The following is a 22,215-nucleotide window of genomic DNA, read 5'->3' as shown; positions in this document are numbered from 1 at the left end:
GTCAGCATGATCCGGCCGCGGCGCGGGCCCGCGCGCGGGTCCCGGCGGTCACCGCCCCCACCACCGCGACGACGAGCAGCCCGCCCGCGTAGGCGGCGACGAGCTGCATCGGCCGCCCGGAGAAGTCCCCCGCGAGCGGCGGCACCAGCACCGCGAACAGCGCCACGACGCCCGTCAGCGCCGCCCGTGGCCGCCGCGGGAGCGGCACGCAGGCCAGCGGGGTCAGGGCCCACAGCAGGTACCACGGGTGCAGCACCGGCCCGAGCACGACGACGGCGCCGAGCAGCAGGCCGAGCGCCGTCGTCGCACCGGTCCGGCCGCGGGCCTGCGCGACGAGCACCCCGGCGGCGAGGAGCGCGGCGAGCACCGTCCCGGCGGTCCGCGTCGCCGTCAGTGCCGTGGCCGGATCGGCGCCGAGCACGCCCGCGACCGCCGCGGCCCAGTTGGTGGGCGCCATCCAGCTGAACAGCTGCCCGGGCGCGGAGACCGCGCCGAGCCAGCTCCCCCCGCCGGCGTCGACGGCCGACACCGCGACCGCGACCGCCGCGGCCACCCCCGCGACCAGTACGACCGCCCCCCACCGGCGGGTACCGCCGGGCGCGGACCGGGCCGCGGCGACCGCCAGGACCACGAGCCCGACCGCCGCGGGGGCCTTCACCAACGCCCCCAGCACGACGAGCACGGCGCCCGCGGCGAGCGCCGCCCACGGCCCGCGCAGGCCGACGGCGAGGCCCACGAGCAGCAGCGCGAGCATCGGGCCGTCGTTGTGCATCCCGCCGACGACGTGCCAGAGCACCAGCGGGTTCGCGACCCCCCACGCCAGCGCCGTCCCCGGTGGGATCCCGTGGGCACGGGCCAGGCGCAGCACCGCCCACCCGATCCCCACCACCGCGACGACGGCGAGCAGCCGGTATGCCGCCACCCCGGCGACCACCCCGTCCCCGGCGACGGCGGCGACCGCCTTCTGCCACAGGTCGGTCACCGGCCCGTACGGCGACGGCGTCTCCCTCCAGTAGCCGTCGACCCGCGCGAGGACCGGCGACCCGGCGGGCAGCCCGGCCGCCGGGCCGGTCCGGTGCGGGTCGGCGCCGCCGAGCGCGACCATCCCCTGGGCGAGGTAGCTGTACACGTCGCGGGAGAACAGCGGCGGTGCGACGAGCAGTGGCGTGGCCCAGGCGAGCAGCGCCCGCACCGCCTGCACCGGGAGCACCGGAGCGCGCACCAGCAGCACCCAGGCCACGACGACCAGCCCCGTCCCGGCCACCGCGGCGCCGAGCGCCACCGTCGACCCGGGGCGGAGCACCACCGCCCAGGCGCCGGCGGTCAGCAGCACCGCCCCGGCGGCGCCGAGCGCGGTCGGTGCCGCGACCGGGCGGCGTCGCTCCCCCACGGCCGGGGTCAGGCGGTCGGGACCGCCGGGCCGTCGGAGGCCTGGAGTGCGCCGGCGGGGAGCCGGTCGGCGCCCCAGCTGCGTTCGATGTAGCCGACGATCGTGGCGATGTCCTCCGCGGGCACGCGCTCGGGCTCCCCGTGCTCCAGCGGATCGCCGTGGAAGATGTAGAGGCGCGACGCGAACTGGTCGAACGGCAGCGACGCCTCGCCGAAGCGTTCCCCGTTGCCCGCCGTCGAGACGACGACGCCGTCGCCCCAGTCCTGCCCGCTGTCGTTGTTCGGGTTGTAGAAGTACACCCGCATCACGTCGTTCGGGTCCGGCGCGACCCGCAGGATGGCGATGGCGTGCCAGCCGACGTAGCGGGCGGCGCTGTCGGTGACCGCGATCCCGGCGGGCTGCGGGTGGATCAGCGGCTGGCCGCCGTTGTACCCGGGGTGGTAGCCGGCGTGGAACTGACGCAGGAACGCGTCGAGGTCGGTCAGGTTGCCGGTCCCGACGTCGACGTTGATGTGGAAGCCGCGGGCCGCCCACCAGCCGTGGAACTCGGGGTTGACCCAGCGGTGCGGGTCCCCGGGCCGGTCGGCGCAGCGGCGGCCCATCTCGGCGTAGATCCGGTCCAGGTGCGGGACGACGACCAGCGACACCGGGTCGAGGTCGATCGGCAGCTTCTCCGCGACCCCGGCTCCGCTCTCCTGCGACGAGATCCGCTGCCCCTCGAAGTGCATGACGATCTCGTCGTCGCGGGCCGCCCAGACGACCATCTGCAGCAGGTAGTCCGGGTCGTTGTAGGCCCACATGGACAGGGCGCGCGCGGACTGGCAGGTGGGGTTGTCGCCCTGCCCGACGCCGAGCGGCTGGCCCAGCATCGACAGCACACCGGCCAGCAGCCGCACCTCGGGTGCGGGCTCCTCGCCGAACGCCGCGACCAGGCGCTCCCGCGCGGCCGGGCCGATCTCCAGCGCGATCTGGCGCCAGAGCCCGGGCACGACCGGCGGCTCGTAGAGGATGCCGCGGTCGAGCAGCAGCGCCAGGCCGTAGATGCACTGCGCGGTGTGCGGGGTGACGGCCTCCTCGATCAGCCGGTGCACCAGGTCCCGGAAGCGCAGCAGGCAGTTCTTGCCGGTGTCGGACAGGCCGAGCGCCTCGGCGAGCAGGTAGTCGCTCTCGTGGCGCAGGAACTGCAGCAGCTCCGCGTGGTACGGCGACACGAGCCCGGTGTCGTGCATGGCCCGGGCGAACCCGGCGGCCTCGTACTGCAGGCCTCCGGTGTCCATCGCCTCCAGTCGGGAGCGGAAGACGTCGATGCCCGGGTCCTCGCGGCTCGCCTCGGTGGTCCCGAACAGCGCGGTGATCAGCCGGTCGAGTCCCTGCCCGGAGGACAGGTCGACGCTCGGGTCGCCGCGCCACACCGACAGCCGGGTGATCAGCGACGACACCTGGTCGACCTGGATCGGGCGCTGGCGCAGGATCCGCCAGATCTCGTCCACCAGCTTGTCCAGGACGCTGTCGTAGCCGATGCCCTCGGCGATGTGGCGGAACAGGTCGCGGATCATCTGGGCCGTCCGGCCCTCGTGGACCCGCTCCGCCTCGGTCGGCGGGGTGAACAGCAGCTCGAGGTTCATCGCCAGCACCTGGGACAGGAACTGACGGGCCTCGTCGGCAGAGATCGCGGGGTGGTCGTACTCCCCGAGGGCGACCGCGAGCATCCGCAGCTCGCTGGTCGCCTCCATCACCACCGTGTCGGCGACGCCGCTGTGCAGCCCGGCCCCGACGAAGGTCGGAACCAGGATGTCCGGCTGCGCCCAGTCGGTGCCCGCGAACACGCCGGCGTCCTCCAGCTCACGGGCGCGGGCCTGCACGGCGGCGGGCCCTCCGTCCTGCAGCAGGACGCGGCGGAGCTGCTCCAGAACCCTGCGGATCTTCGTCGTCTTGCCGAAGTCCGGGGTCCGGGCCAGGTCCCGGGTGGCGTCGTCGAGCGAGACCAGGCGCCTGTCCAGCACCGAGGTCCCACTCGCGACGTCGACGGTCGGTTTCACACGGCTTCCCTCGTTCGGGCTCCACGGCCAGGGGCGGGGGTACCCGCCCTCAGACGTAGAAATCGAGTTCTTCCTGCTTCTTCAACAGATCGCGCATCCGGTAGGGGTCGTCCCCGAAGAAGTAGAGCAGACCCCAGTGCGTGCCGAACGCGGTCCTCTTCGTCACGGTCTCCTCGACCGGCGACGTGAGGTCGTGCGACTCGTAGTAGTCGTCGTCCTCGGTCTCCTCGGGGATCTGCAGGCTGCTGACGACGCGGCGGCGCGGGTAGACGCCGAAGCAGCCGGCCACGCCGGAGGCACCCTCGACCTCCTTCGGGAAGAAGGCGTCGATCTCCTCCTCGGTGGTCTTCGGGTCGAAGGCCAGCACCATGCCCTGGTAGGCGTTGAAGCCGTAGGAACGCTCGAGCAGCTCGAAGACCTTGAAGCCCGGCGGGCGGTAGGCCACCTCGCCGAAGTACATCTCGCCGTCGGAGGTGACGAAGTACTCCGGGTGGACGAAGCCGAACTCGATGTCGAAGGTCTTGATCAGCTTCTCGATCTGCGCGGTGATCGCGGGCCGGTACTTCTCCAGCTCCGGGGTCGCCGGCACGAACACCGAGTAGCCGAGGGTGACGTACTCGGAGATGTTGAGGAACTTGATCTTCCCGTTGTGCACCCACGCCTCGACGGCGAACTCCCACCCGTCGAGGTGGGACTCCATCAGGAGCGGGAACTCCTCGTCCGGGATGTTGTCGATGTCCTCGTAGGTGCGCACCACGCGGTGCCCGAGGCAGCCCGCCTTGTCGAACGCCTTGATGTGGATCGGGTCGTTCGGGTCACCGTCGAGCTTCAGCAGGGTCTGGTTGACGCGCTTGAGGAAACGGACGATGTCGTCACGGTCGTGGGCCTCTTCGAAGATGCCCACCCGGATCCCGCCGAGCTGTGCGCGACGCTTCATCAGCGCCTTGTCCCGGAGCAGCATCGCCTGCCCGAACAGCCGCGGGTTGTCGAGCAGCACGGAATTGATCGCGCCGGCCCATTCCACGGTTTCCTCGAACAGTGGGATGGCGACGTCGACGCCCATCTCCTGCAAGGTCTCCGCAATCTCCATCGATCGGTCGTTCAGCCGCTCGAAGTTCCACGGGACGTACGGGATCTCGTGTTCCTTGCAGTACTCCTCGGCCCAGTCCGGGGCCACGACGACGTACCGGCGGTCGAAGCGGTCGATCGCCTCCACCGCATTGAGACTCCACCCGAGAAGTGCGACGTATCCCTTTTCTGGATTCTTGGCGGCTGAGTCGGACCGAGGCATGGAAAAGCAACCTCCCGATGTCGACGAATTAAGGCGGCAAATGCTTGAGTCCACACCGTACCCTGAGTACGCCGCAGCGGCGGATCGTGGCGGCGGGACTCAGTCGTCGTCGGGTCCGGCGACACCGGAGAGCCGGACCAGCCTGCGCAGCCGCCCGGCGACCGTGTCCTTCGTCAGCGGCGGGTCGGCGAGACGGCCGAGCTCCGCCAGCGACAGCGAGGGGTGCTCCAGACGCAGCAGCGCGGTCTCCCGCAGGTGAGGGGCGACGTCGTCGCCGAGCGCGCGCAGCGCCGCCCGGACCCGCTCGGTCGTCGCGGCGGCGGCCGTCGCCGCCCGGCGGGCGTTCACCGTCTGCAGCGACCCGTCCGCGGTGGTCGCGCCCCGCGGGGCGACCGGGACCCGGCTCAGCACCTCGGCCACACCCGGCGCGCCGACACTGCGCAGCAGCGCTTCGGCGCTCTCCGGATCCCGCACGACGACGCGGTGCTCGCTCACCGTCTCCTGCGGCGCAGCCAGCACCCCGAGCCCGCGGGCCGCTCCGACCAGTGCGAGCACGACGGCCGGACCCGGGCAGGTGACGACCAGGCGGACCCGCCCGGCCGGCCGCACGACCCGGCCCCGCGCGATCAGCGCCCCGCGCCACACCCCGGCGGCGACGGCGGACCCCGCCGCGACGACGGCGGGTGGCAGGCCGAGCACCGGCCGTCCGGTCCGGTCGACCAGACCCGTCGCCCGGGCCAGGTCGGTCCCCGGCGCCGTGACCCGCACCTGGTAGCGCAGGATCGCCCCGCCGCCGGTCACGACCTCGGCCCGCAGCCCGCCGCGACCGTGCAGCGCCCCGAGCTCGGAGCGCATCCGCAGCGCGGGGGCCGGGGCGTCGAACTCGGCGTGGATCGTCGTCCTGCCGTCGCGGACGCCGACCTCCCCCGCCAGACGCAGCTGGGTGACGAGCCCGGCATGCCGGACACCGGGGCGTTCCTCGCGGACCGCGCCGAGTTCACGGTGCAGCTCTGCGGTCACGCGCTCCAGGTCGAACACGATCGTCTCCTGCGGATGGGAGGCGGCAGGGCGGGGACACATCCCCCGAGGTGAACCCCGCCCTGCCCGGAAGGGCGGAGCGCCGGGGCGCCCCACCGTGGTGGGATCAGTCCTCGGACGGGTCGGCGTGCATCGGGCAGCGCGGGTCGATACAGGGCCTGCTCTCGGCCCCGGCCCGGAACGCCGCGTTCGCCAGTACCGAGCACAGGCAGCCCTGGGCCTTCGCCCGCGGCCCGCCCGGCGCCAGCTCGTCGACCGGCACAGGACCGGGCCGGCCCCCGCCGTTAGCCCCCTCGGACATGGCTCCCCCTCCGCACGACTGCGCGCCCGGAGTTCCCCGGCGACGGGGCCCGTGCGCAGATACATCCGGCGGTCGCCACGAGGGTCCGGGACCTGCCGGGGCGACCGGCTCGCGACGGTACCCTATACGCCGAGTAACGCCTATTTCGGCATGACTCTCACAGGGAGTAGTGATTCGCGACTCAGAGTCAACCCCCGCTGTCGCCCCACCCCCTCGATCTGGGTCCAGATCAGGTCCGTCAGGTGGGTGGTGACGACATCGCGCCCGGGGGCGTTCCCGGTCGCCCGGCCCCGCAGCCACCACTCCGCGGTCCCCTGGACCGCGCCGACCAGCGACTGCGACCACACCCGGACCAGCTCGGGATCGTCGAGGCCGAGCACCTCGGCGTAGGACCCGAGCAGCCCGGTCAGCGCGGAGGCGATGAACTCCCGGCCGGCGTCGACGACCTCCCCCCGCTGCCCGGGCAGGCGGCGGCGGAACAGCAGGTCGACGCCCGGTGAGTCGTCGAGGAAGCCCAGGACCGCGTCGACCGAGTCGTGGATCCGCTTCCAGGCCGCGCACTCCCGGTAGAGGGCGGGCATGAGCCGTTCCATCAGACGGTCGGTCGCGCGCTCCGCCATCGCGTCGAGCAGCGCGGCCCGGTCGCCGAAGTGCCGGTAGATCACCGGCTTGGTCACGCCCGCCTCGTGCGCCACCTGGTCCAGGCCGAAGTCCTGCCCATCGCGGCCCAGCACGACCAGTGCGGCGTCGACCACCTGCTCCCGACGGCGCGCGCGGTGCGCGTCCCAGCGCGTACTGCGGCCGTCGGACCGGAGGTCGTCCGCGGCCCCGGGTTCCGTGCGGTCCGACGACACGCCCACCATGCTCCTCCCTCGGCGGGCCCGGCGGGAGGAAGGCCGGACCCGGGCGACAGTGGATCACGAAGGCGTCCGGGGCCGCGCTCACCGCCCCGCCATGACCGCGGCCACACCGACGATCACCGCCGGGCACCCCCGTGCGAGGCTCGCCCACGGACGCAGCGGGCGACGCGAGGAGGCGTGGTGCGACGGGTGCTCTGCCGGGAGTTCGCCGATCCGGAGCGGTTCGAGCTGGTGGAGGAGCCGGACCCGGAGCCGGGACCGGGCGAGGTGCTCGTCGCCGTCGAGGCCGCCGCGGTCAGCTTCGTCGACGGGCTGATCGCCCGCGGCGGCTACCAGCTACGACCGCCGCTGCCGTTCACGCCCGGCACCGCGGTCGCCGGGACGACCCCGGACGGCAGGCGGGTCGCCGCCCTGCTCACGAGCTTCGGCGGGTTCGCCAGCCACGTCGTCGTCCCGGAGGATCGCCTGGTCCCGGTGCCCGACGGGGTCGACGCGGACGTCGCGGCCAGCTCGATGGAGAGCCACGGGACGATCGCCTTCGCCTTCCGGGACCGGGTCACCGTCCGCCCGGGCGAGTGGGTCGTCGTGCTCGGGGCGAGCGGGGGGATCGGGCAGGCCGCGGTCGACCACGCCCGCGCCGCCGGGGCGCGGGTGCTCGCCGTCGCGTCCACACCGGACAAGCGCGCGGCCGCGCTCGCCGCCGGGGCCGAGGCCGCCGTCGGCTACGACGCCCTCAAGGACACGATCCGCGAGCACACCGGCGGTGGCGCGGACGTCGTGATCGACCCGGTCGGCGGCGACGCCGCAGAGGCCGCGCTGCGGGCGCTGGGCGCCGGCGGCCGGTTCTGCGTGCTGGGCTTCACCTCAGGCGCGATCCCGAAGCTGCCCGCGAACGTCGTGCTGCTGCGGAACCGGACCGTCGTCGGCGTCGACTGGGGCGACTGGTCGCGCACCGACCCCGCCGCGTCGCGGGACCTGGCCGAGGACGTGCTGCGCCGGATCGGTGCCGGGGAGCTGCACCCGGCCCGCCCGCGGGCCCTGCCGCTGGCCGACGCGGCGACCGCGACCCGCGCGTACGCCGAGCGCTCCGCGGTCGGGAAGCTCGTGCTCACTCCCTAGTCATCAACCCTGATGACGGGCGGTAATGGCCGCGTCACGCCCCTCGATAGGCCGTTCGTCGGAGCGGGAGCAGCTCCGGTCGGGCCACCACGAGGGGACCAGTCATGACCGCCACCCAGCCCTGGACGACCGTCGCCGAGCCGGTCCCGGCGACCCGCGGGAACACCCCCGCGACTGCCGGCTTCTGGCTCTCGGTGCTGGGGATGGTGGTCGGGTTCGTGCCGGTGCTCGGCCTGCTGGTCACGGTGCCCGCCGCGCTGCTGTCGCACGCCGGCCGCGCCCGTTTCCGGGCCGGCGGGGCGTCGACGCCGGGCCGCTCGACGGTCGGCATCGTGCTCGGCTGGACGGCCACCGCGCTCTGTGTGCTCATGACCGTCCTCGGGATCGTGGGCGCGGCCACCGCTCCGGTGCGTCCGCTCGCGGCGGCCCCGGCCGCTCCCCCCGCCCCGGCGGCGCCGGTGCTGCTGACGGTGCCCAACGTCGTCGGGATGACCGACGTGCAGGCGCGGGACACGCTCCGTGCCGCCGGGTTCACCCAGGTCGTCCTCGGCCCGTCGACCGGCTCGGTCGCCGGGGTCGCCGCCGGGACCGTCACCACCCAGCTGCCCGGCCCCGCGGCGCTGGCCTCCGCCGGTGACCCGATCACGATCGGCGAGGCCGCCGCCCCGCCGGTCCCGCCCGCTCCGTTGGTGGTGCCGCAGAGCGCCCCGGTCACCGAGTCCGCCCCGCCGGCCGCGCCGCTGGTCGCCGACACCGACGTCGACCGGCCCTACGTCCCGGCCGCGCCGCAGCCCCTGGTCTCCTCCGGCTCGTCGTCCTCCGGCTCGTCCGGCGGCGGCTCGGCCTACTACACGAACTGCGCCGCGGCCCGCGCCGCCGGGGCGGCCCCGCTGAGCAGCGGCGACCCGGGCTACCGCTCGGGCCTCGACCGCGACGGCGACGGCATCGCCTGCGAGTGAACCGACCCACGTGACCCGGTGCCCGGCGGGACGGTCCCGCCGGGCACCTGCGCGGCTCAGGCCGGCCGGGCCGTCACCCCGGCCCCGCCGTCACCGGACACCGGAACCGGGTCCCAGCCGTTGCGGCGGAGCCCCGCCGCAACGGCCGCGGGTGGGGTGCCCTCGTAGAGCACGTGCAGCACCCCGCCCGGCGCGAGCACCCCGCGCAGCACCGCCAGCTCGGGCCCGGGGTCGCGGGTCCAGAACAGGTTGACGTTCAGCGTGAACGCGACGTCCACCGAGCCCGCCGCGAGCCGCAGCCCGGCCAGGTCCGACCGGAGCACGGTGAGCACGCCGTCGTCGACGGCGGCCGCGCAGCGTTCGGTGGTCCGCGCGACGGCGACGGCCGAGCGGTCCACCGCCCACATCGCGCCGCCCGCGACCCGGTCGAGCCGGGGGCAGACCAGCGACGCCACGGCACCCGGCCCGCAGCCCACCTCCAGCACCCGGGTGCCCGGACGCGCGCCGACGACGGCGGCCGCGAACCGCGCCCGCGCCGGGACCGCCCTCGCCGCCACAGCGGTCATCCTGGCACGGACCGGGCACCGACAGGCATCATCGAGGAGGTGGACGAGGTGGTGGGACCCGAGCAGATCCGTATCTCCGACGCCGAACGCCAGGCCGTCGCCGACCGGCTGCGCGCCGCCCACGCCGAGGGCTACCTCGACCTCGCCGAGTACGACGAGCGCGTGACCGAGGTCTGGCGGATGCGCACCCGCGGCGACCTGGGCCGGGTGACCCTGGACCTGCCCGCCTCCTCGGCCCCGTCCCGGCGCGACGGCCTGGTGTTCTCCGCGACGGCCGGGGGCATCGCGATGCGGGTCCTGACGGTCATCTGGCTGTGCATCACCGCCGCGGCCGCCGCCGGGACCTCGGTGCTGGCGTTGCTGACCGACCTGAGCCCGTGGTGGTTCCTGGTCTTCTCCGCGCCGACCGGGGCGGTGCTGCTGACGTTGTGGGTGGCGGGCGCGGGGCGCCCGCGGCGCGGCGGCCGGTAGCCGCCGCGCCGGGACCCGTCAGCCGCCCGCCTTCTCCTGCTCGTAGCGCTTGGTCATGGTGTCGACGGCGTCGAGTTGGGTCTGCGCGTGCTTCTCCCGGGTCGAGCTGGCCCGGTCCCTGGCCGCCAGCGTGCCCGCGGCCTGCCCCTGGAACTCGGGCATGACGTGCTGGGCGATGAGCTCGTAGGAGCGCTTGGTCGCGACCGGGTTGGCCCACTCGTGGCCGAGCAGCAGGAAGGCGCCGAACCCGCCGGACTGGTCGACGAGCTTCTGCACCTGCGCCTTCGCGTCCTCGACGGTGCCGATCGCGCCGATCCCGGCGTCGTTGATGAAGTCGATCATCTCCTTGACGTCGCCGCCCGCGACCGCCATCTGCGGGAACGCCGCGACCTTCTGGAAGTAGCGGAACCAGTGCTCGATGCCGTACTCGACCTCGCGGTAGGCCTGTTCCCGGGTCTCGGCGACGTGCATGAGGCCGACCAGGCGCCACGTGCTGCGGTCGGGCGCGGGCTGACCGTGGTGGGCGGCGCGCTCCTCGACGACGCTCCAGTGGTGGGCCAGCGCGTCGAAGCCGTCCTGGGTGAGGGTGGCGCCGATGGACAGCAGACCGACGCCGTGCTGCCCCGCCATCCGCGGCCCGGTCGGGGACGCGACGGCGGCGACCGCGATGTCGAAACACGGGTCGCTGTAGGGCGCGAGCTGCAGCTGGGCGTCGATCAGCGTGTGGGTCCTGGTCTCGGCGTTCACGACCTCGCCGCGCAGCAGCCGCATGATGATGTCGAGGTTCACCTCGAGCAGCTCACGGGTGTCGGTGGGGTTCAGGCCGATCATCGACGAGTCGGTGGGCAGCGAACCGGGCCCGCAGCCGAGCATCGTGCGGCCGCGGGTGAGGTGGTCGAGCATCACCATGCGGTCGGCCACCCACAGCGGGTTGTGGTAGCTGATGGAGGTGACGCCGGTCCCGAGCTTGATGTTCCGGGTCCGCTCCGCCGCCGCGGCGATGAAGATCTCGGGCGAGGCGATGATCTCCGAGCCCGCGGAGTGGTGCTCGCCGATCCACGCCTCGTCGAAGCCGAGCCGGTCGAGGTGTTCGACGAGCTCCAGGTCGCGCTGCAGCGCAAGGGTGGGGTTCTGCCCGGGCTGGTGGAACGGGGCCAGGAAGGTGCCGAATCGCAGTCTGCTCACGGTGACTCCTCGTCGCTCCGGCGCCCGCTCCGTCGGGGGCACCGCCACGACAGTCCTTACCCGTCGTGACCGGCGTCACGCAAGCGTTGCACGACAGTGGCAGACCGGGTGAACGGCCGGTGTACGGACGTCCGTGACGACCCGATAGGTTCCGCGATCATGGGACACCGCGAGGAGCTTCTGGACGGGGCCGCGCAGTGCCTCTACGAGAAGGGGTTCGGCCGCACGACCGCACGGGACGTGGTGGCCGCGTCGGGGACGAACCTGGCCTCCATCGGCTACCACTTCGGTTCCAAGGACGCCCTGCTCACCGAGGCCCTGCTGCGGGCGACGACGGCCTGGGGCGAGGAGCTCGACCGGGCGCTCGCCGAGCCCGCGGGAGGGACCACCGACCCGCAGCGCCGGGTCGAGGAGACCTGGAGCCGGGTGGTCGGCCTGTTCTCCACCCAGCGACGCCTGTGGGCCACCCACGTCGAGGCGCTCGCCCAGGCCGAGCGGCTGCCGGAGCTGCGCGCGAAGCTCGCCGAGGCCCAGCGGGAGGTCCGTGAGGGCCTGGCCCTGACCTTCCACACGCTGCCCGACGACCCGGCCGCCGCGGACCGCCGCGTGCACGTCCTCGGCTCCGTCTACCAGGCGCTGCTCACCGGGCTCATGGTCCAGTGGATGCTCGACCCCGGCACCGCGCCGTCCGGTGTGGACATCGCCGAGGGGCTGCGCGCCATCGCCGACCGGGCCGACGCCTTCGCCTGATCCCCCGGCGGGTCAGTGCCAGGGCTCGACCCGGCCGATGATCGTCCCGCCGCGGACCGCACCGGGCTCGGCCACCCGCACGGTGAACGTCCCCAGCGCGAGGAAGCGCAGGGTGACCGTGCCCCCGGCGCTGACGTCGAGGGCACGGCCCTGCTCCGGGACCAGCACCCGGCGCGCGACGTCGCTGCCGACGGTGAGCACCACCGTCGTCCCGCGGCGCACCCGCACCGTCGGGACGGCGGGCTCCGGATGCGTCGCGGAGTGGTCGAACCGGACCGCGGTGAGGCCCTGCGAGTCGGCCCTGGCGGTGACCGTCGGACCACTCACGACGGTGCCGGCGGTCGATCCGGCCGCACCGCAGCCCGCAGCGGCCGGGAAGAGGACGAGCACCCCGGCGAGCAGCAGCCGGGCCGGTCTCCGCATGCCTCCATGCTGCCGGATGCGCGTCCGACGACCCCGCCCGGTGCACCCGTTCGTGGCGTTCGGCACGATCGGGGCGTGAGCCCGCACCCCAGCGCACCCGTTCCCCCGACGCTCTTCGACGACGAGCGCGAGCAGCGCTGGCGGTCCCGGTTCACCGCGGTGCGCATGTCGCGCCCCGGCTGGGCCCGCGACGCACCGGCCCGCTCGGTCTACGTGTCCAACGCGACCGGGACCTTCGAGATCCACGCCTGGGACCGCGACTCCGGGGAGCACCGCCAGGTCACCGACCGGCGCAACGGCACCACCTCGGCCGTGCTGCCGCCGGACGGCGGGCACGTCTGGTGGTTCGCCGACACCGACGGCGACGAGTTCGGCCACTGGGTCGCCCAGCCGTGGTCCTCCACGGCGGGCACCGACACCGTGCCCGCCGTCCCCGGCGCCGGCGACGGCTACCCGGCGGGCCTGGAGATCGGCCGCCGGGTCACCGCGATCGGGGTGTCCACCGACGACGGCACGGTCCTGGCGGTGCACGAGCGCGGCTCCGGCACCGACGCCCGGGAGATCTACCGGCACACCGAGGACGCGGGCGTCGGCGCGCTGTCGGAGGACGAGACGCTGCTGGCGATCTCGCACTCCGAACACGGCGACTCGCGGCACCCGTCGCTGCGGGTGCTCGACGTCGCCACCGGGGACACCGTCGCCGAGCTGCACGACGGGCCCGGCCGCGGCCTCGCCGCGCTGGAGTTCTCCCCCGTCGCGGGCGACCAGCGGCTGCTCGTCGGCCACGAGCGCCGCGGCCGTGACGAGCTGCTGGTCTGGGATCCGACCACCGGTGAGGTCACCGAGCTCGCGGTCGACCTGCCCGGCGAGCTGGTCGGCGGGTTCGTCCCGGACGCCTCCGCGCTGCTTATCGCGCACACCCACGCCGCCCGCACCCGGCTGTTCCGGTACGTCCTGGCATCCGGCGAGCTGACCGAGCTGCCCACCGCGCCCGGCTGCGTCGGGTCCGCCGAGGTCCGCGACGACGGCACCGTCGAGTACTCCGCGTCGTCGGCGGCCACCCCGTCGCAGATCCGGGCACTGCGCCCGGACGGCACCGACGAGGTGCTGGTCGCCCCGCCCGGGGAGCGCCCGCCCGGCTCGGTCGCCGTCCGCGACGTGTGGACCGGGGTCCCCGCCGGGCAGGTGCACAGCCTGGTCGCCGAGGCGCCGCGCGTCGACGGCCGTCCGGCGCCCGCGGTGTTCGTGCTGCACGGCGGTCCGCACGCCGCCGACGAGGACCGTTTCGACGCCGGCCGCGCCACCTGGGTGGAGGCGGGGTTCACCGTCGTCGAGGTGAACTACCGCGGTTCCACCGGCTACGGCTCGGCCTGGCGGGACGCGATCGAGGGCAGGCCGGGGCTGACCGAGCTGGAGGACGTCGCCGCCGTCCAGGACGCGCTGGTCGCCGACGGCACCGTCGACCCGGCCCGCTGCGCCGTCGACGGCTGGTCCTGGGGCGGGTACCTGTCGCTGCTCGCCGCCGGGACACAGCCGCAGCGGTGGGCCGCGGCCGTCGCCGGGGTGCCGGTGGCCGACTACGCCGCCGCCTACGCCGACGAGATGGAGCAGCTGCGCGCGTTCGACCGTGCGCTGTTCGGCGGCTCCCCCGACGAGCTGCCCGACCTCTACCGGGAGGCCTCGCCACTGACCTACGTCGACGAGGTCCGCGTGCCGGTCCTGGTGCTGGCCGGGGAGAACGACCCGCGCTGCCCGATCCGGCAGATCGACAACTACCTGGACGCGCTGGCCGGACGCGGGGACGTGACCTACGAGGTCAGCCGGTTCGACGCCGGGCACGGCTCGCTGGTGGTGTCCGACCAGCTGGACCTGATCGCGACCGAGGTCGACTTCGTGCGGCGGGCTCTGGGCTAGTCGCCGAGCAGACCCAGCACGTTCTCCGGCGGCCGGCCGACGACGGCCCGGTCACCGTCGATCACCACGGGCCGCTCGATGAGCTTCGGCTCGGCGGCCAGCGCGTCGAGCAGGGTGTCCCGGTCGGCGCCGGCGAGGCCCTGCCCGCGGAACGCGGGCTCGCCGGTGCGGGTGATCGCGAGCGGGTCCTCGGTGCCGAGCGCGGCCAGGGCCCGCTCCAGCTCGGCGCGGGTCGGCGGGTCGTCGAGGTAGCGCCGCACCGTCGGTTCGACGCCGCGGTCGGTCAGCAGCGCGAGGGCGGCGCGGCTCTTCGAGCAGCGCGGGTTGTGCCAGATCTCCACACCCCGAGCCTAGGACGCACGACGGCCCCGGGGGTGTCCCCGGGGCCGTCGGTCGGTGCGCGGAGCGGTCAGCCGCCGTTGCGGACGGCCTGCTCGATCCGGTCGCCGATGTTCTTGTCGACGTTGCGCCAGTACTCGAAGGCGCGCTGCAGCACGGGCTCGGTCACGCCGTCGAGCAGGTGCCCGGCGACGTTGCCGACGAAGCGCTCGCGGGCGGCGTCGTCGAAGACCTCGCGGACCATGATCCCGGCCTGGCCCCAGTCGTCGTCGGACTCGCGCAGGGAGTACGCGCTGCGGACCATCTCACCGTCGGCGTACCAGAGGGCCTCGGAGACGCGCTTCGGGTCGGCCGCCGGGCCGCCGTAGGAGTTGGGCGCGTAGATCGGGTCACGGGTGTTCGTGATCCGCATGGCGCCGTCCTTCTGGTAGTTGTTCACCTCGCTGCGGGGCGCGTTGACCGGGATCTGCTTGTAGTTGACCCCGAGCCGGGCGCGGTGGGCGTCGGCGTAGGAGAACCCGCGGGCGAGCAGCATCTTGTCCGGCGACAGCCCGGTGCCGGGCACCAGGTTGTTCGGCTCGAACGCGGCCTGCTCCATCTCGGCGTGGTAGTCCTCGACGTTCCGGTCCAGCGTCAGCTTCCCGACCTTGATCAGCGGGTAGTCGCTGTGCGGCCACACCTTGGTCAGGTCGAACGGGTTGTACCGGTAGGTCTTGGCGTCGGCGAACGGCATGACCTGCACGTACAGCGTCCAGGACGGGTGGTTGCCCGCCTCGATCTCGTTGTAGAGGTCGGCCTGGTGGTAGTCGGGGTCCGAGCCGGCGAGGGTGTCGGCCTCGTCCTGGGTCAGGCACTCCACGCCCTGGTCGGACTTGAAGTGGTACTTCACCCAGACCATCTCGCCGGCCTCGTTGATCCAGCTGTAGGTGTGGCTGGAGTAGCCGTTCATCTGCCGCCAGGTCTTCGGGATGCCCCGGTCGCCCATGAGCCAGGTGACCTGGTGCGCCGACTCCGGCGACAGCGTCCAGAAGTCCCACTGCATGTCGTGGTCGCGCAGGTTGTTCGCGACGCGCCGCTTCTGGCTGCGGATGAAGTGCTGGAACTTCATGGGGTCGCGGACGAAGAAGACCGGCGTGTTGTTGCCGACCATGTCCCAGTTGCCCTCGGTCGTCCACAGCTTCAGCGAGAAGCCGCGCGGGTCGCGCCAGGTGTCGGGGCTGCCGCGCTCACCGGCGACGGTCGAGAACCGGATCACGCCACGGGACTCGACGCCGGGCTGGAGGAACGCGGCCTTGGTGTACTGCGAGACGTCCTCGGTGGTCTCGAACCGCGCGAACGCCCCACCGCCCTTCGCGTGCGGTTGACGCTCCGGGATGCGCTCCCGGTTGAAGTTCGCCATCTGCTCGATGAGGTAGTGGTCGTTGAGCAGGAGCGGGCCGTCGGGGCCGATCGTCAGCGAGTGCTCGTCGCTGGCGACCGGGCTGCCGGAGTCCGTGGTGGTGGGCTTGGGCTGGTGCGACGTGGTCACGGCCGAGCCTCCTCGTACGCGTGGTGGGTGGGGCGGGCGGTGCCCCGCCGGGTCGACCGGGACGCTCCCGCGGCTGCGCGGCCGCGTCGCGGTCGGCGGTGTTCGGTCCCCAGGGACTTCCCGTGGGGTCCCGGCCGAAACCCGAAACCGGTGCGCGACGACGACGGGCGCGGGTCAGGATGGGGTCGTGCCCGACACCGCCGCCACCGCACCCCGCGCCGGCCCGGGTGCGTTCGCCGACGTGCTGCGCCTGCCCGGGGTCGGTGCGATCACCGCGATCGGCATGGCCGCCCGCATCCCCGCGACGGCCGTCGGCGTCACCCTGACCCTGCACACCGTCACCACGCTCGGCCACGGCTTCGGCGCCGCCGGGCTCGTCGCCGCCGCGGTCCCGACCGGGATGGCGATCGGCGCCCCGCTGCTCGGCACGATGGTCGACCGGCACGGGCTGCGCCCGGTCCTGGCGCTGACGATGACCGCGGGCCTGCTGTTCTGGTCGGTGGCGCCGCTGCTGGGCTACGCCGGTCTGCTCGGCGCCGCCTTCGTCGCCGGCATCCTCACCCTCCCGGTGTTCTCGCTGGTCCGGCAGGTCATCGCGGCCGCCGTCCCGGCCGGACGACGCCGCCCCGCCTTCGCGCTGGACTCGATGACCGTCGAGATCTCCTACATGACCGGGCCCGCCGTCGGGTCGCTGCTGACGGTGTGGCTGGGCTCGGCGACGACGATGCGCGTGATCGGCGCCGGGTTCGTCCTGGCCGGGATCGCGCTGTGGCGGCTCGACCCACCGGTCCGCGCCGACGGCGACGGGGCCGCCCGCACCGGCCCCCGCCCTCCGCTGCGCAGCTGGCTGACCCGGCCGCTGGTCGGCGCGCTGCTGGCGGTGACCGCCGCAGTGATCGCGATCATGGGCACCGAGTTCGCGTTCATCGCCGCCCTCACCTCCTCCGGGCAGGCGTGGGCGATCGCGCTGGTCAACGCCGTGTGGTGCCTGGCGTCGCTGGTCGGCGGGTTCCTCTACGGCAGCGCCCGCCGCGGCCTCCCGCTGCCGCTGCTGCTCGCCGCGCTCGGGCTGGCGACGCTCCCGGCGGCGCTGGCCTGGTCGTGGTGGAGCCTGCTGTTCCTGCTGCTCCCCGCGGGTCTGGCGACCGCGTCGACGCTCGCGGCGGGCAGTGCCGCGATCGGCGACCTCGCCCCGGACCGGGTGCGTGGCCTGGTCACCGGCCTGCAGGGCTCCGCGACGACGCTCGGCATCGCCATCGCGACCCCGCTGGCGGGGGTACTGGTCGACACCGCCTCCCCCGGCGTGGCGATGCTGGCCTGCGGGTCGATCGCGGTCGTCGCCGCCGGGGTGGCGGCGCCGCTGCTGCGCGTCCGGGCCTGACCGGCCCGGGCTGCACACGGGCGGCGGAGTCACCGAGATGCACCTCAGCGGGAATTGTGGATCTTCCAGGCCCGCTGGGCTGCATCTCGGCGATCCCGCTGCCGCCGAGATGCACCTCAGGGTCGTCCGAATCGCTCCGCCGGGGCCCTGATCTGCACCTCGACGTGCGAACGGTCGACGAGCGGTCGCGCAAGTCGGACACTGAGAGCGCCCACAGACGATCGGCGCAGGGCACCGTCCGGATGCGGCGGGCAGGTGTGCCCCTCGGGCAGACTGGATCGAGTGAGCGCACCGCCCCACCCCGACTCCGAGACCCAGCCCATCCCGAGTGGGCGGCCCCGTCGTCGGGGAGGTCGGGTGCGCTGGGGGTTCGCGCTGTTCCTCGGTGCCGCCGCCGCGCTCGCGACGCTGCCCGACCTCGTCGGTCTCGACGCCCACTCCCCGTTCGCGCAGGTCATCGCCTTCCGGCCGCTGATGGTCGCCGCGCTCGGCGTGCTGGTGGTGATCGGCCTGCTGATCACCCTGGCCGCCCGCCGGTTCTGGCCGGTGCCGGTCGTCCTCGCGCTGGTCGCGCTGGTCGGCGCGGCGATGGTGCTCCCGCGCACCGTGGCCGACCCCGCGCCCACCGGCGGCACCCCGCTGAAGGTGCTGGCGCTCAACGTCTACGAGGGCAACGCCGACGCCGACTCCCTCGCCGCGCTCGTCGCCGCGGAGAACCCCGACGTCGTCTCGATCCCGGAGGCGGGCGGCCGCTACGAGAGCGAGATCGCGCCGCTGCTGGAGCCGCTGGGCTACCGGACGGCGTCCAGCGTCGACCGCTGGGACCGCGACGTCACCGGCAACACCGTGGCCTGGTCGAACCGGCTCGGCGACGTCCGCACCCGGATCGGCAAGGACGTCCGCTTCGACTACATCGAGATCACCGGCGGCGGCCTGGGGAACCTGCGCTTCGTCGCGTTCCACTCCGTCGCGCCGGTCCCGCGCTCGGTCGGGCAGTGGCGCTCGGACCTGGAGACCGTCGCGAAGTGGTGCTCCGCGACGAGCCCGGCGATCGTCGCCGGCGACTTCAACGCGAGCCTCGACCACTCGGTCTTCCGCAACGCGATCCAGGGCTGCGGCGACGCGGGCTCGCAGACCGGCAACGGGCTGGCCGGAACCTGGCCGACCTGGGCGCCGTCGTGGCTGGGGCCGCAGATCGACCACATCGTCTACAACGGCGGGATCGCCGCCGAGTCCTTCGGGACGCGGTTGGTGCCCGGCACCGACCACCGCGCGATCGTGGCGACGCTGCGCCTGCCCTAGACCCGCACACGACGACGGCCGCCGCCCCGGGCTCCGGGGCGGCGGCCGTCGAACGTGCGGAGGGGTCGGTCAGCCGGCCGCGGCGACCGTCTCCGCCACCTCGTAGGTGTTCAGGGCGGCACCCTTGCGCAGGTTGTCCCCGCACACGAACAGCTCCAGGGTGTTCGGGAAGTCCAGCGACTGCCGGATCCGGCCCACCACGGTCGGGTCCCCGCCGACGGCGTCGGCCGGGGTCGGCCACTCGCCGGCGGCCGGGTCGTCCTTGACGACGATCGTCGGCTGCGCACCGAGCACCTTGCGGGCCGCGTCGACCGGGACCTCCGAGGAGAAGGTCGCGTGGATCGCCAGCGCGTGCGTGGTGACGACCGGGACGCGCACGCAGGTCGCGGAGACCTTGAGCTCCGGGATCCCGAGGATCTTGCGGGACTCGTTGCGGACCTTCAGCTCCTCCGACGACCAGCCGTCGTCCTTGAGGGAGCCGGCCCACGGCACGACGTTGAGCACCAGCGGAGCCGGGAACGGCGAGTCGCCGCCGACCGGGATGCCGGCCTCGGTCAGGACTGCCGCGACGTCGCCGGCGGCCTTGCCGAGGTCCTTGCCGGCGACCGCGGACAGCTCGGCCTGCAGCTGGTCGATGCCGGGCTGGCCGGCACCCGACGCGGCCTGGTACGACGACACGACCAGCGCCTCGAGCCCGAACTCGCGGTGCAGCGCACCCATTGCCGCCATCATCGACAGCGTCGTGCAGTTCGGGTTCGCGATGATGCCCTTGGGCCGCTCGGTCACCTTCTCCGGGTTCACCTCGGGCACCACGAGCGGGACCTCGGGGTCCATCCGGAACGCGCCGGAGTTGTCGACGGCGATCGCGCCGCGGGAGGCGGCGATCGGCGCCCACTCGGCGGAGACCTCGTCGGGGACGTCGAACATCGCGATGTCGACGCCGTCGAAGACCTCGGGCTTCAGCTCCAGGACGGTGATGTCCTGGCCGCGGACCGTCAGCACCTTGCCTGCGCTGCGGGCCGAGGCGATCAGGCGGATCTCGCCCCACGGCACCGACTCGCGGGAGTCGATGATCTCGATCATGGTGGTGCCGACGGCACCGGTCGCGCCGACCAGCGCGAGAACGGGCTTGTCCATGGCCATCTCAGCTCACCGGCCCGTTCCGGCGGCGACCACCGCGTCGTCCTCGGCGCCGAGCTCGAACGCCTCGTGCAGCGCCTGCACCGCGTCGTCGAGCTGGTCGGAGCGGCAGATCACCGAGATCCGGATCTCCGAGGTGTTCATGGTCTCGATGTTGATCCCGGCGTCGGAGAGCGCCTCGCAGAACTTCGCGGTGACGCCGGGGTGGTTGCGCATACCGGCGCCGACGAGCGAGACCTTGCCGATGTCGTTGTCGTAGATCAGCTCGGTGAACCCGATCTCGCCCTTCGCGCGCTCCAGCGCCGCGACGGCGGTGTCACCGTCGGTGCGGGGCAGCGAGAAGGTGATGTCGGTCTTCTTGTCCGACACGTTGGAGATGTTCTGCAGCACCATATCGATGTTGATCTCCGCGTCGGCGACCGTGCGGAAGATCTTCGCCGCCATGCCGGGGGTGTCCGGCACCCCGGTGACGGTGATCTTGCCTTCGGACCGGTCGTGGGCGACGCCGGTGATGATCGGATTCTCCAACGGGATCTCCTCGATCGAGCCGGAGACCAGGGTGCCCGGCTTGTCGTTGTAGGAACTGCGCACCCGCAGCGGGACGCCGTAGCGGCGGGCGTACTCGACGGCGCGCAGGTGCAGCACCTTGGCGCCGGACGCGGCGAGCTCGAGCATCTCCTCGTAGGTCACCGTCTCGAGCAGGCTCGCCTTGGAGACGATCCGCGGGTCGGCGGTGTAGACGCCGTCGACGTCGGAGTAGATCTCGCAGACGTCGGCGTTCAGCGCGGCCGCGAGCGCGACGGCGGTGGTGTCCGAGCCGCCGCGGCCCAGCGTGGTGATGTCGCGGGAGTCCGCGCTCATGCCCTGGAAGCCGGCGACGAGCACGATGTGCCCCTCGTCGAGGGCCTCACGCAGGCGCCACGGGTTCACCTCGGTGATGCGGGCGTCACCGTGCTTCGAGGTGGTGAGCATGCCCGCCTGCGAGCCGGTGAACGACCGGGCCTCCGCGCCGAGGGCGTGGATCGCCATCGCGACGAGTGCGTTCGAGATCCGCTCACCGGAGGTGAGCAGCATGTCCATCTCCCGCAGCGGGGGCTTCGGGGAGATCTGCTCGGCGAGATCGGTCAGCTCGTCGGTGGTGTCCCCCATGGCGGACACGACGACGACGACATCGTGGCCCTCCTTGCGGGTACGGACGATGCGCTCGGCGACCTTCTTGATCCGCTCAGCGTTCTCGACCGACGAACCGCCGTACTTCTGCACGACGAGGGCCACGCCGACCTCCAATCCTGGCTCCGCGGTGGGAGCCGTCGGGTGCTCTCTCTTCGACCGCCGGAATGCGCAGGTGACGCACCGGCGGCGTTGGTCGGAACGGAACAGTACCGGCGAGCGCCGTCCGTTTTCAGGATCTGGACGGTCACCGATGACCCAGACCACACGGGCTCGCCCGCGGACCCCCCGCTCGGGTATGCGCGCGGGCCGCACGGCCCCGGACCGGGGGCTCAGGCCCGGACGGGCTGCTGCCTGCCGCGGTGCCGACGGACCGCGTCGGTGTTGCCGCAGCGTGCGCTGCAGTACCGCTGCCTGCCGTTGCGGGAGACGTCGGCGTAGACGCGGGTGCAGCCCTCGGCGGCGCACCGGCCGAGCCGGTCCATCCCCCGGGTCGCCAGGTGGGTGGCGGTGCCGGTCGCGAGCAGGGCGCGCAGCACACCGGCCAGGCCCAGACCGTCGTCGCGGTGGTGCAGGTGCCAGTGGCCGTCGTGGTCGGTGAGGCGTGGCGGCCCGGTCGACTCGGCGAGCAGGGCGTTGAGCAGCCGTGCCCGCTCCGCGCCCGGCTCGGCGTCGACGACCCCCTCCCACCGGCGCAGGAAGTCGAGCACCGTCGGCAGGTCGGCGCCGACCGGGTCCCAGTCGCGCGTCACCCCGGCGGCGAGACAGCGCGCGACGAGCTCCCCGGTCGACGACGGCGGCGCGTTCACCAGGTCGGCGGCGAGGAGCACCGGATCACGTCCGTAAGGGTTGATGTGCACTGACCCATTACAGCAACGTCGTCGTCGTGAGTACACCCCTGGACCACGAGTGGGAGACGACGTCGCGGCACCGCACCGCCGACGGCGTCGTGAGCTACCAGCGCTGCCGGTGCGGGGCGTGGCGGATCCGGCTACGCCCGGACCGGGTGGACGGCCCGCGGACCCTCGCCCCGGCCGAGCGCGGGTAGG

At 73.7% G+C, this 22,215-nt stretch carries 22 protein-coding genes; 8 read left to right on the top strand and 14 right to left on the bottom strand.

Annotated elements, in window-relative coordinates:
- Position 1: 1 nt before the first annotated feature.
- From mptB to ATL51_RS18300, 6 genes are all read right to left on the bottom strand, one after another.
- Positions 2-1,390, bottom strand: coding sequence for a polyprenol phosphomannose-dependent alpha 1,6 mannosyltransferase MptB (gene mptB / locus ATL51_RS18320; RefSeq protein WP_100879329.1), 1,389 nt, complete (start codon positions 1,388-1,390; stop codon positions 2-4).
- Between the two features lie 8 nt (positions 1,391-1,398).
- Complete coding sequence (locus ATL51_RS18315; RefSeq protein WP_100879328.1) at positions 1,399-3,429, bottom strand: hypothetical protein; 2,031 nt, start codon at positions 3,427-3,429, stop codon at positions 1,399-1,401.
- Between the two features lie 49 nt (positions 3,430-3,478).
- Positions 3,479-4,720 carry an ATP-grasp domain-containing protein gene (locus tag ATL51_RS18310; protein ID WP_100879327.1) on the bottom strand — a complete coding sequence of 414 codons (1,242 nt, stop codon included), beginning with the start codon at positions 4,718-4,720 and terminating at the stop codon, positions 3,479-3,481.
- A gap of 99 nt (positions 4,721-4,819) precedes the next feature.
- On the bottom strand, positions 4,820-5,758 hold the full coding sequence (gene whiA, locus ATL51_RS18305; protein ID WP_157818425.1) for a DNA-binding protein WhiA: 939 nt from the start codon (positions 5,756-5,758) through the stop codon (positions 4,820-4,822).
- 106 nt (positions 5,759-5,864) lie between these two features.
- Positions 5,865-6,059 carry a hypothetical protein gene (locus tag ATL51_RS28330; protein WP_157818424.1) on the bottom strand — a complete coding sequence of 65 codons (195 nt, stop codon included), beginning with the start codon at positions 6,057-6,059 and terminating at the stop codon, positions 5,865-5,867.
- Positions 6,060-6,199: 140 nt separating this feature from the next.
- Complete coding sequence (locus ATL51_RS18300; RefSeq protein ID WP_167410015.1) at positions 6,200-6,913, bottom strand: TetR/AcrR family transcriptional regulator; 714 nt, start codon at positions 6,911-6,913, stop codon at positions 6,200-6,202.
- Between the two features lie 186 nt (positions 6,914-7,099).
- Between ATL51_RS18300 and ATL51_RS18295 the strand changes: the two genes are divergently transcribed.
- A complete protein-coding gene (locus ATL51_RS18295; protein ID WP_301549078.1) occupies positions 7,100-8,038 on the top strand; it encodes an NADPH:quinone oxidoreductase family protein in 939 nt (312 codons plus the stop codon).
- Between the two features lie 104 nt (positions 8,039-8,142).
- Positions 8,143-8,997, top strand: coding sequence for an excalibur calcium-binding domain-containing protein (locus ATL51_RS29515; protein WP_301549077.1), 855 nt, complete (start codon positions 8,143-8,145; stop codon positions 8,995-8,997).
- A 56-nt stretch (positions 8,998-9,053) separates the two neighbouring features.
- Here the strand turns inward: ATL51_RS29515 and ATL51_RS18285 are convergent, their stop codons facing one another.
- On the bottom strand, positions 9,054-9,554 hold the full coding sequence (locus ATL51_RS18285) for a class I SAM-dependent methyltransferase (RefSeq protein WP_157818423.1): 501 nt from the start codon (positions 9,552-9,554) through the stop codon (positions 9,054-9,056).
- A 48-nt stretch (positions 9,555-9,602) separates the two neighbouring features.
- Between ATL51_RS18285 and ATL51_RS18280 the strand changes: the two genes are divergently transcribed.
- Positions 9,603-10,034: a DUF1707 SHOCT-like domain-containing protein gene (locus tag ATL51_RS18280; RefSeq protein WP_100879323.1), complete on the top strand. Its 432-nt coding sequence runs from the start codon at positions 9,603-9,605 to the stop codon at positions 10,032-10,034.
- An 18-nt stretch (positions 10,035-10,052) separates the two neighbouring features.
- On the opposite strand, the gene ATL51_RS18275 is transcribed toward ATL51_RS18280, so the two are convergent.
- On the bottom strand, positions 10,053-11,219 hold the full coding sequence (locus tag ATL51_RS18275; protein WP_073575774.1) for an LLM class flavin-dependent oxidoreductase: 1,167 nt from the start codon (positions 11,217-11,219) through the stop codon (positions 10,053-10,055).
- Positions 11,220-11,378: 159 nt separating this feature from the next.
- On the opposite strand from ATL51_RS18275, the gene ATL51_RS18270 reads away from it, so the two are divergent.
- The gene (locus tag ATL51_RS18270; RefSeq protein WP_073575772.1) at positions 11,379-11,969 is read left to right on the top strand and encodes a TetR/AcrR family transcriptional regulator; all 591 of its coding nucleotides are present in this window, start codon (positions 11,379-11,381) and stop codon (positions 11,967-11,969) included.
- 12 nt (positions 11,970-11,981) lie between these two features.
- On the opposite strand, the gene ATL51_RS18265 is transcribed toward ATL51_RS18270, so the two are convergent.
- Positions 11,982-12,392 carry a hypothetical protein gene (locus ATL51_RS18265; RefSeq protein WP_073575771.1) on the bottom strand — a complete coding sequence of 137 codons (411 nt, stop codon included), beginning with the start codon at positions 12,390-12,392 and terminating at the stop codon, positions 11,982-11,984.
- 75 nt (positions 12,393-12,467) lie between these two features.
- Between ATL51_RS18265 and ATL51_RS18260 the strand changes: the two genes are divergently transcribed.
- A complete protein-coding gene (locus tag ATL51_RS18260) occupies positions 12,468-14,306 on the top strand; it encodes a prolyl oligopeptidase family serine peptidase (RefSeq protein ID WP_073575770.1) in 1,839 nt (612 codons plus the stop codon).
- On the opposite strand, the gene arsC is transcribed toward ATL51_RS18260, so the two are convergent.
- Complete coding sequence (gene arsC, locus ATL51_RS18255) at positions 14,303-14,647, bottom strand: arsenate reductase (glutaredoxin) (RefSeq protein WP_100879322.1); 345 nt, start codon at positions 14,645-14,647, stop codon at positions 14,303-14,305. The two genes, ATL51_RS18260 and arsC, sit on opposite strands and share 4 nt — an antisense overlap.
- A gap of 68 nt (positions 14,648-14,715) precedes the next feature.
- Positions 14,716-16,173 (bottom strand): catalase, encoded by a 1,458-nt coding sequence (locus ATL51_RS18250; RefSeq protein WP_073575767.1) that lies wholly within the window; start codon positions 16,171-16,173, stop codon positions 14,716-14,718.
- A 187-nt stretch (positions 16,174-16,360) separates the two neighbouring features.
- On the opposite strand from ATL51_RS18250, the gene ATL51_RS18245 reads away from it, so the two are divergent.
- Entirely contained in the window at positions 16,361-17,554 is a 1,194-nt protein-coding gene (locus tag ATL51_RS18245; protein WP_100879321.1) for an MFS transporter, read from the top strand.
- Positions 17,555-17,911: 357 nt separating this feature from the next.
- On the top strand, positions 17,912-18,856 hold the full coding sequence (locus ATL51_RS18240; RefSeq protein WP_100879320.1) for an endonuclease/exonuclease/phosphatase family protein: 945 nt from the start codon (positions 17,912-17,914) through the stop codon (positions 18,854-18,856).
- A gap of 69 nt (positions 18,857-18,925) precedes the next feature.
- Here ATL51_RS18240 and ATL51_RS18235 read toward each other — a convergent pair whose 3' ends face one another.
- From ATL51_RS18235 to ATL51_RS18225, 3 genes are all read right to left on the bottom strand, one after another.
- Entirely contained in the window at positions 18,926-19,999 is a 1,074-nt protein-coding gene (locus ATL51_RS18235) for an aspartate-semialdehyde dehydrogenase (RefSeq protein ID WP_100879319.1), read from the bottom strand.
- A gap of 6 nt (positions 20,000-20,005) precedes the next feature.
- On the bottom strand, positions 20,006-21,271 hold the full coding sequence (locus tag ATL51_RS18230; RefSeq protein ID WP_073575765.1) for an aspartate kinase: 1,266 nt from the start codon (positions 21,269-21,271) through the stop codon (positions 20,006-20,008).
- A 227-nt stretch (positions 21,272-21,498) separates the two neighbouring features.
- Positions 21,499-21,996, bottom strand: a complete 498-nt coding sequence (locus ATL51_RS18225) for a CGNR zinc finger domain-containing protein (RefSeq protein ID WP_208623024.1) — start codon at positions 21,994-21,996, stop codon at positions 21,499-21,501.
- Between the two features lie 56 nt (positions 21,997-22,052).
- Between ATL51_RS18225 and ATL51_RS28325 the strand changes: the two genes are divergently transcribed.
- The gene (locus tag ATL51_RS28325; protein WP_157818422.1) at positions 22,053-22,214 is read left to right on the top strand and encodes a hypothetical protein; all 162 of its coding nucleotides are present in this window, start codon (positions 22,053-22,055) and stop codon (positions 22,212-22,214) included.
- Position 22,215 lies beyond the last annotated feature (1 nt).

Source organism: Pseudonocardia alni (genome assembly GCF_002813375.1).
Taxonomy (GTDB): Bacteria; Actinomycetota; Actinomycetes; order Mycobacteriales; family Pseudonocardiaceae; genus Pseudonocardia; species Pseudonocardia alni.
The sequence above is the reverse complement of the archived record's forward strand: the minus strand, read 5'-3'. Positions and strand labels throughout refer to the sequence as shown.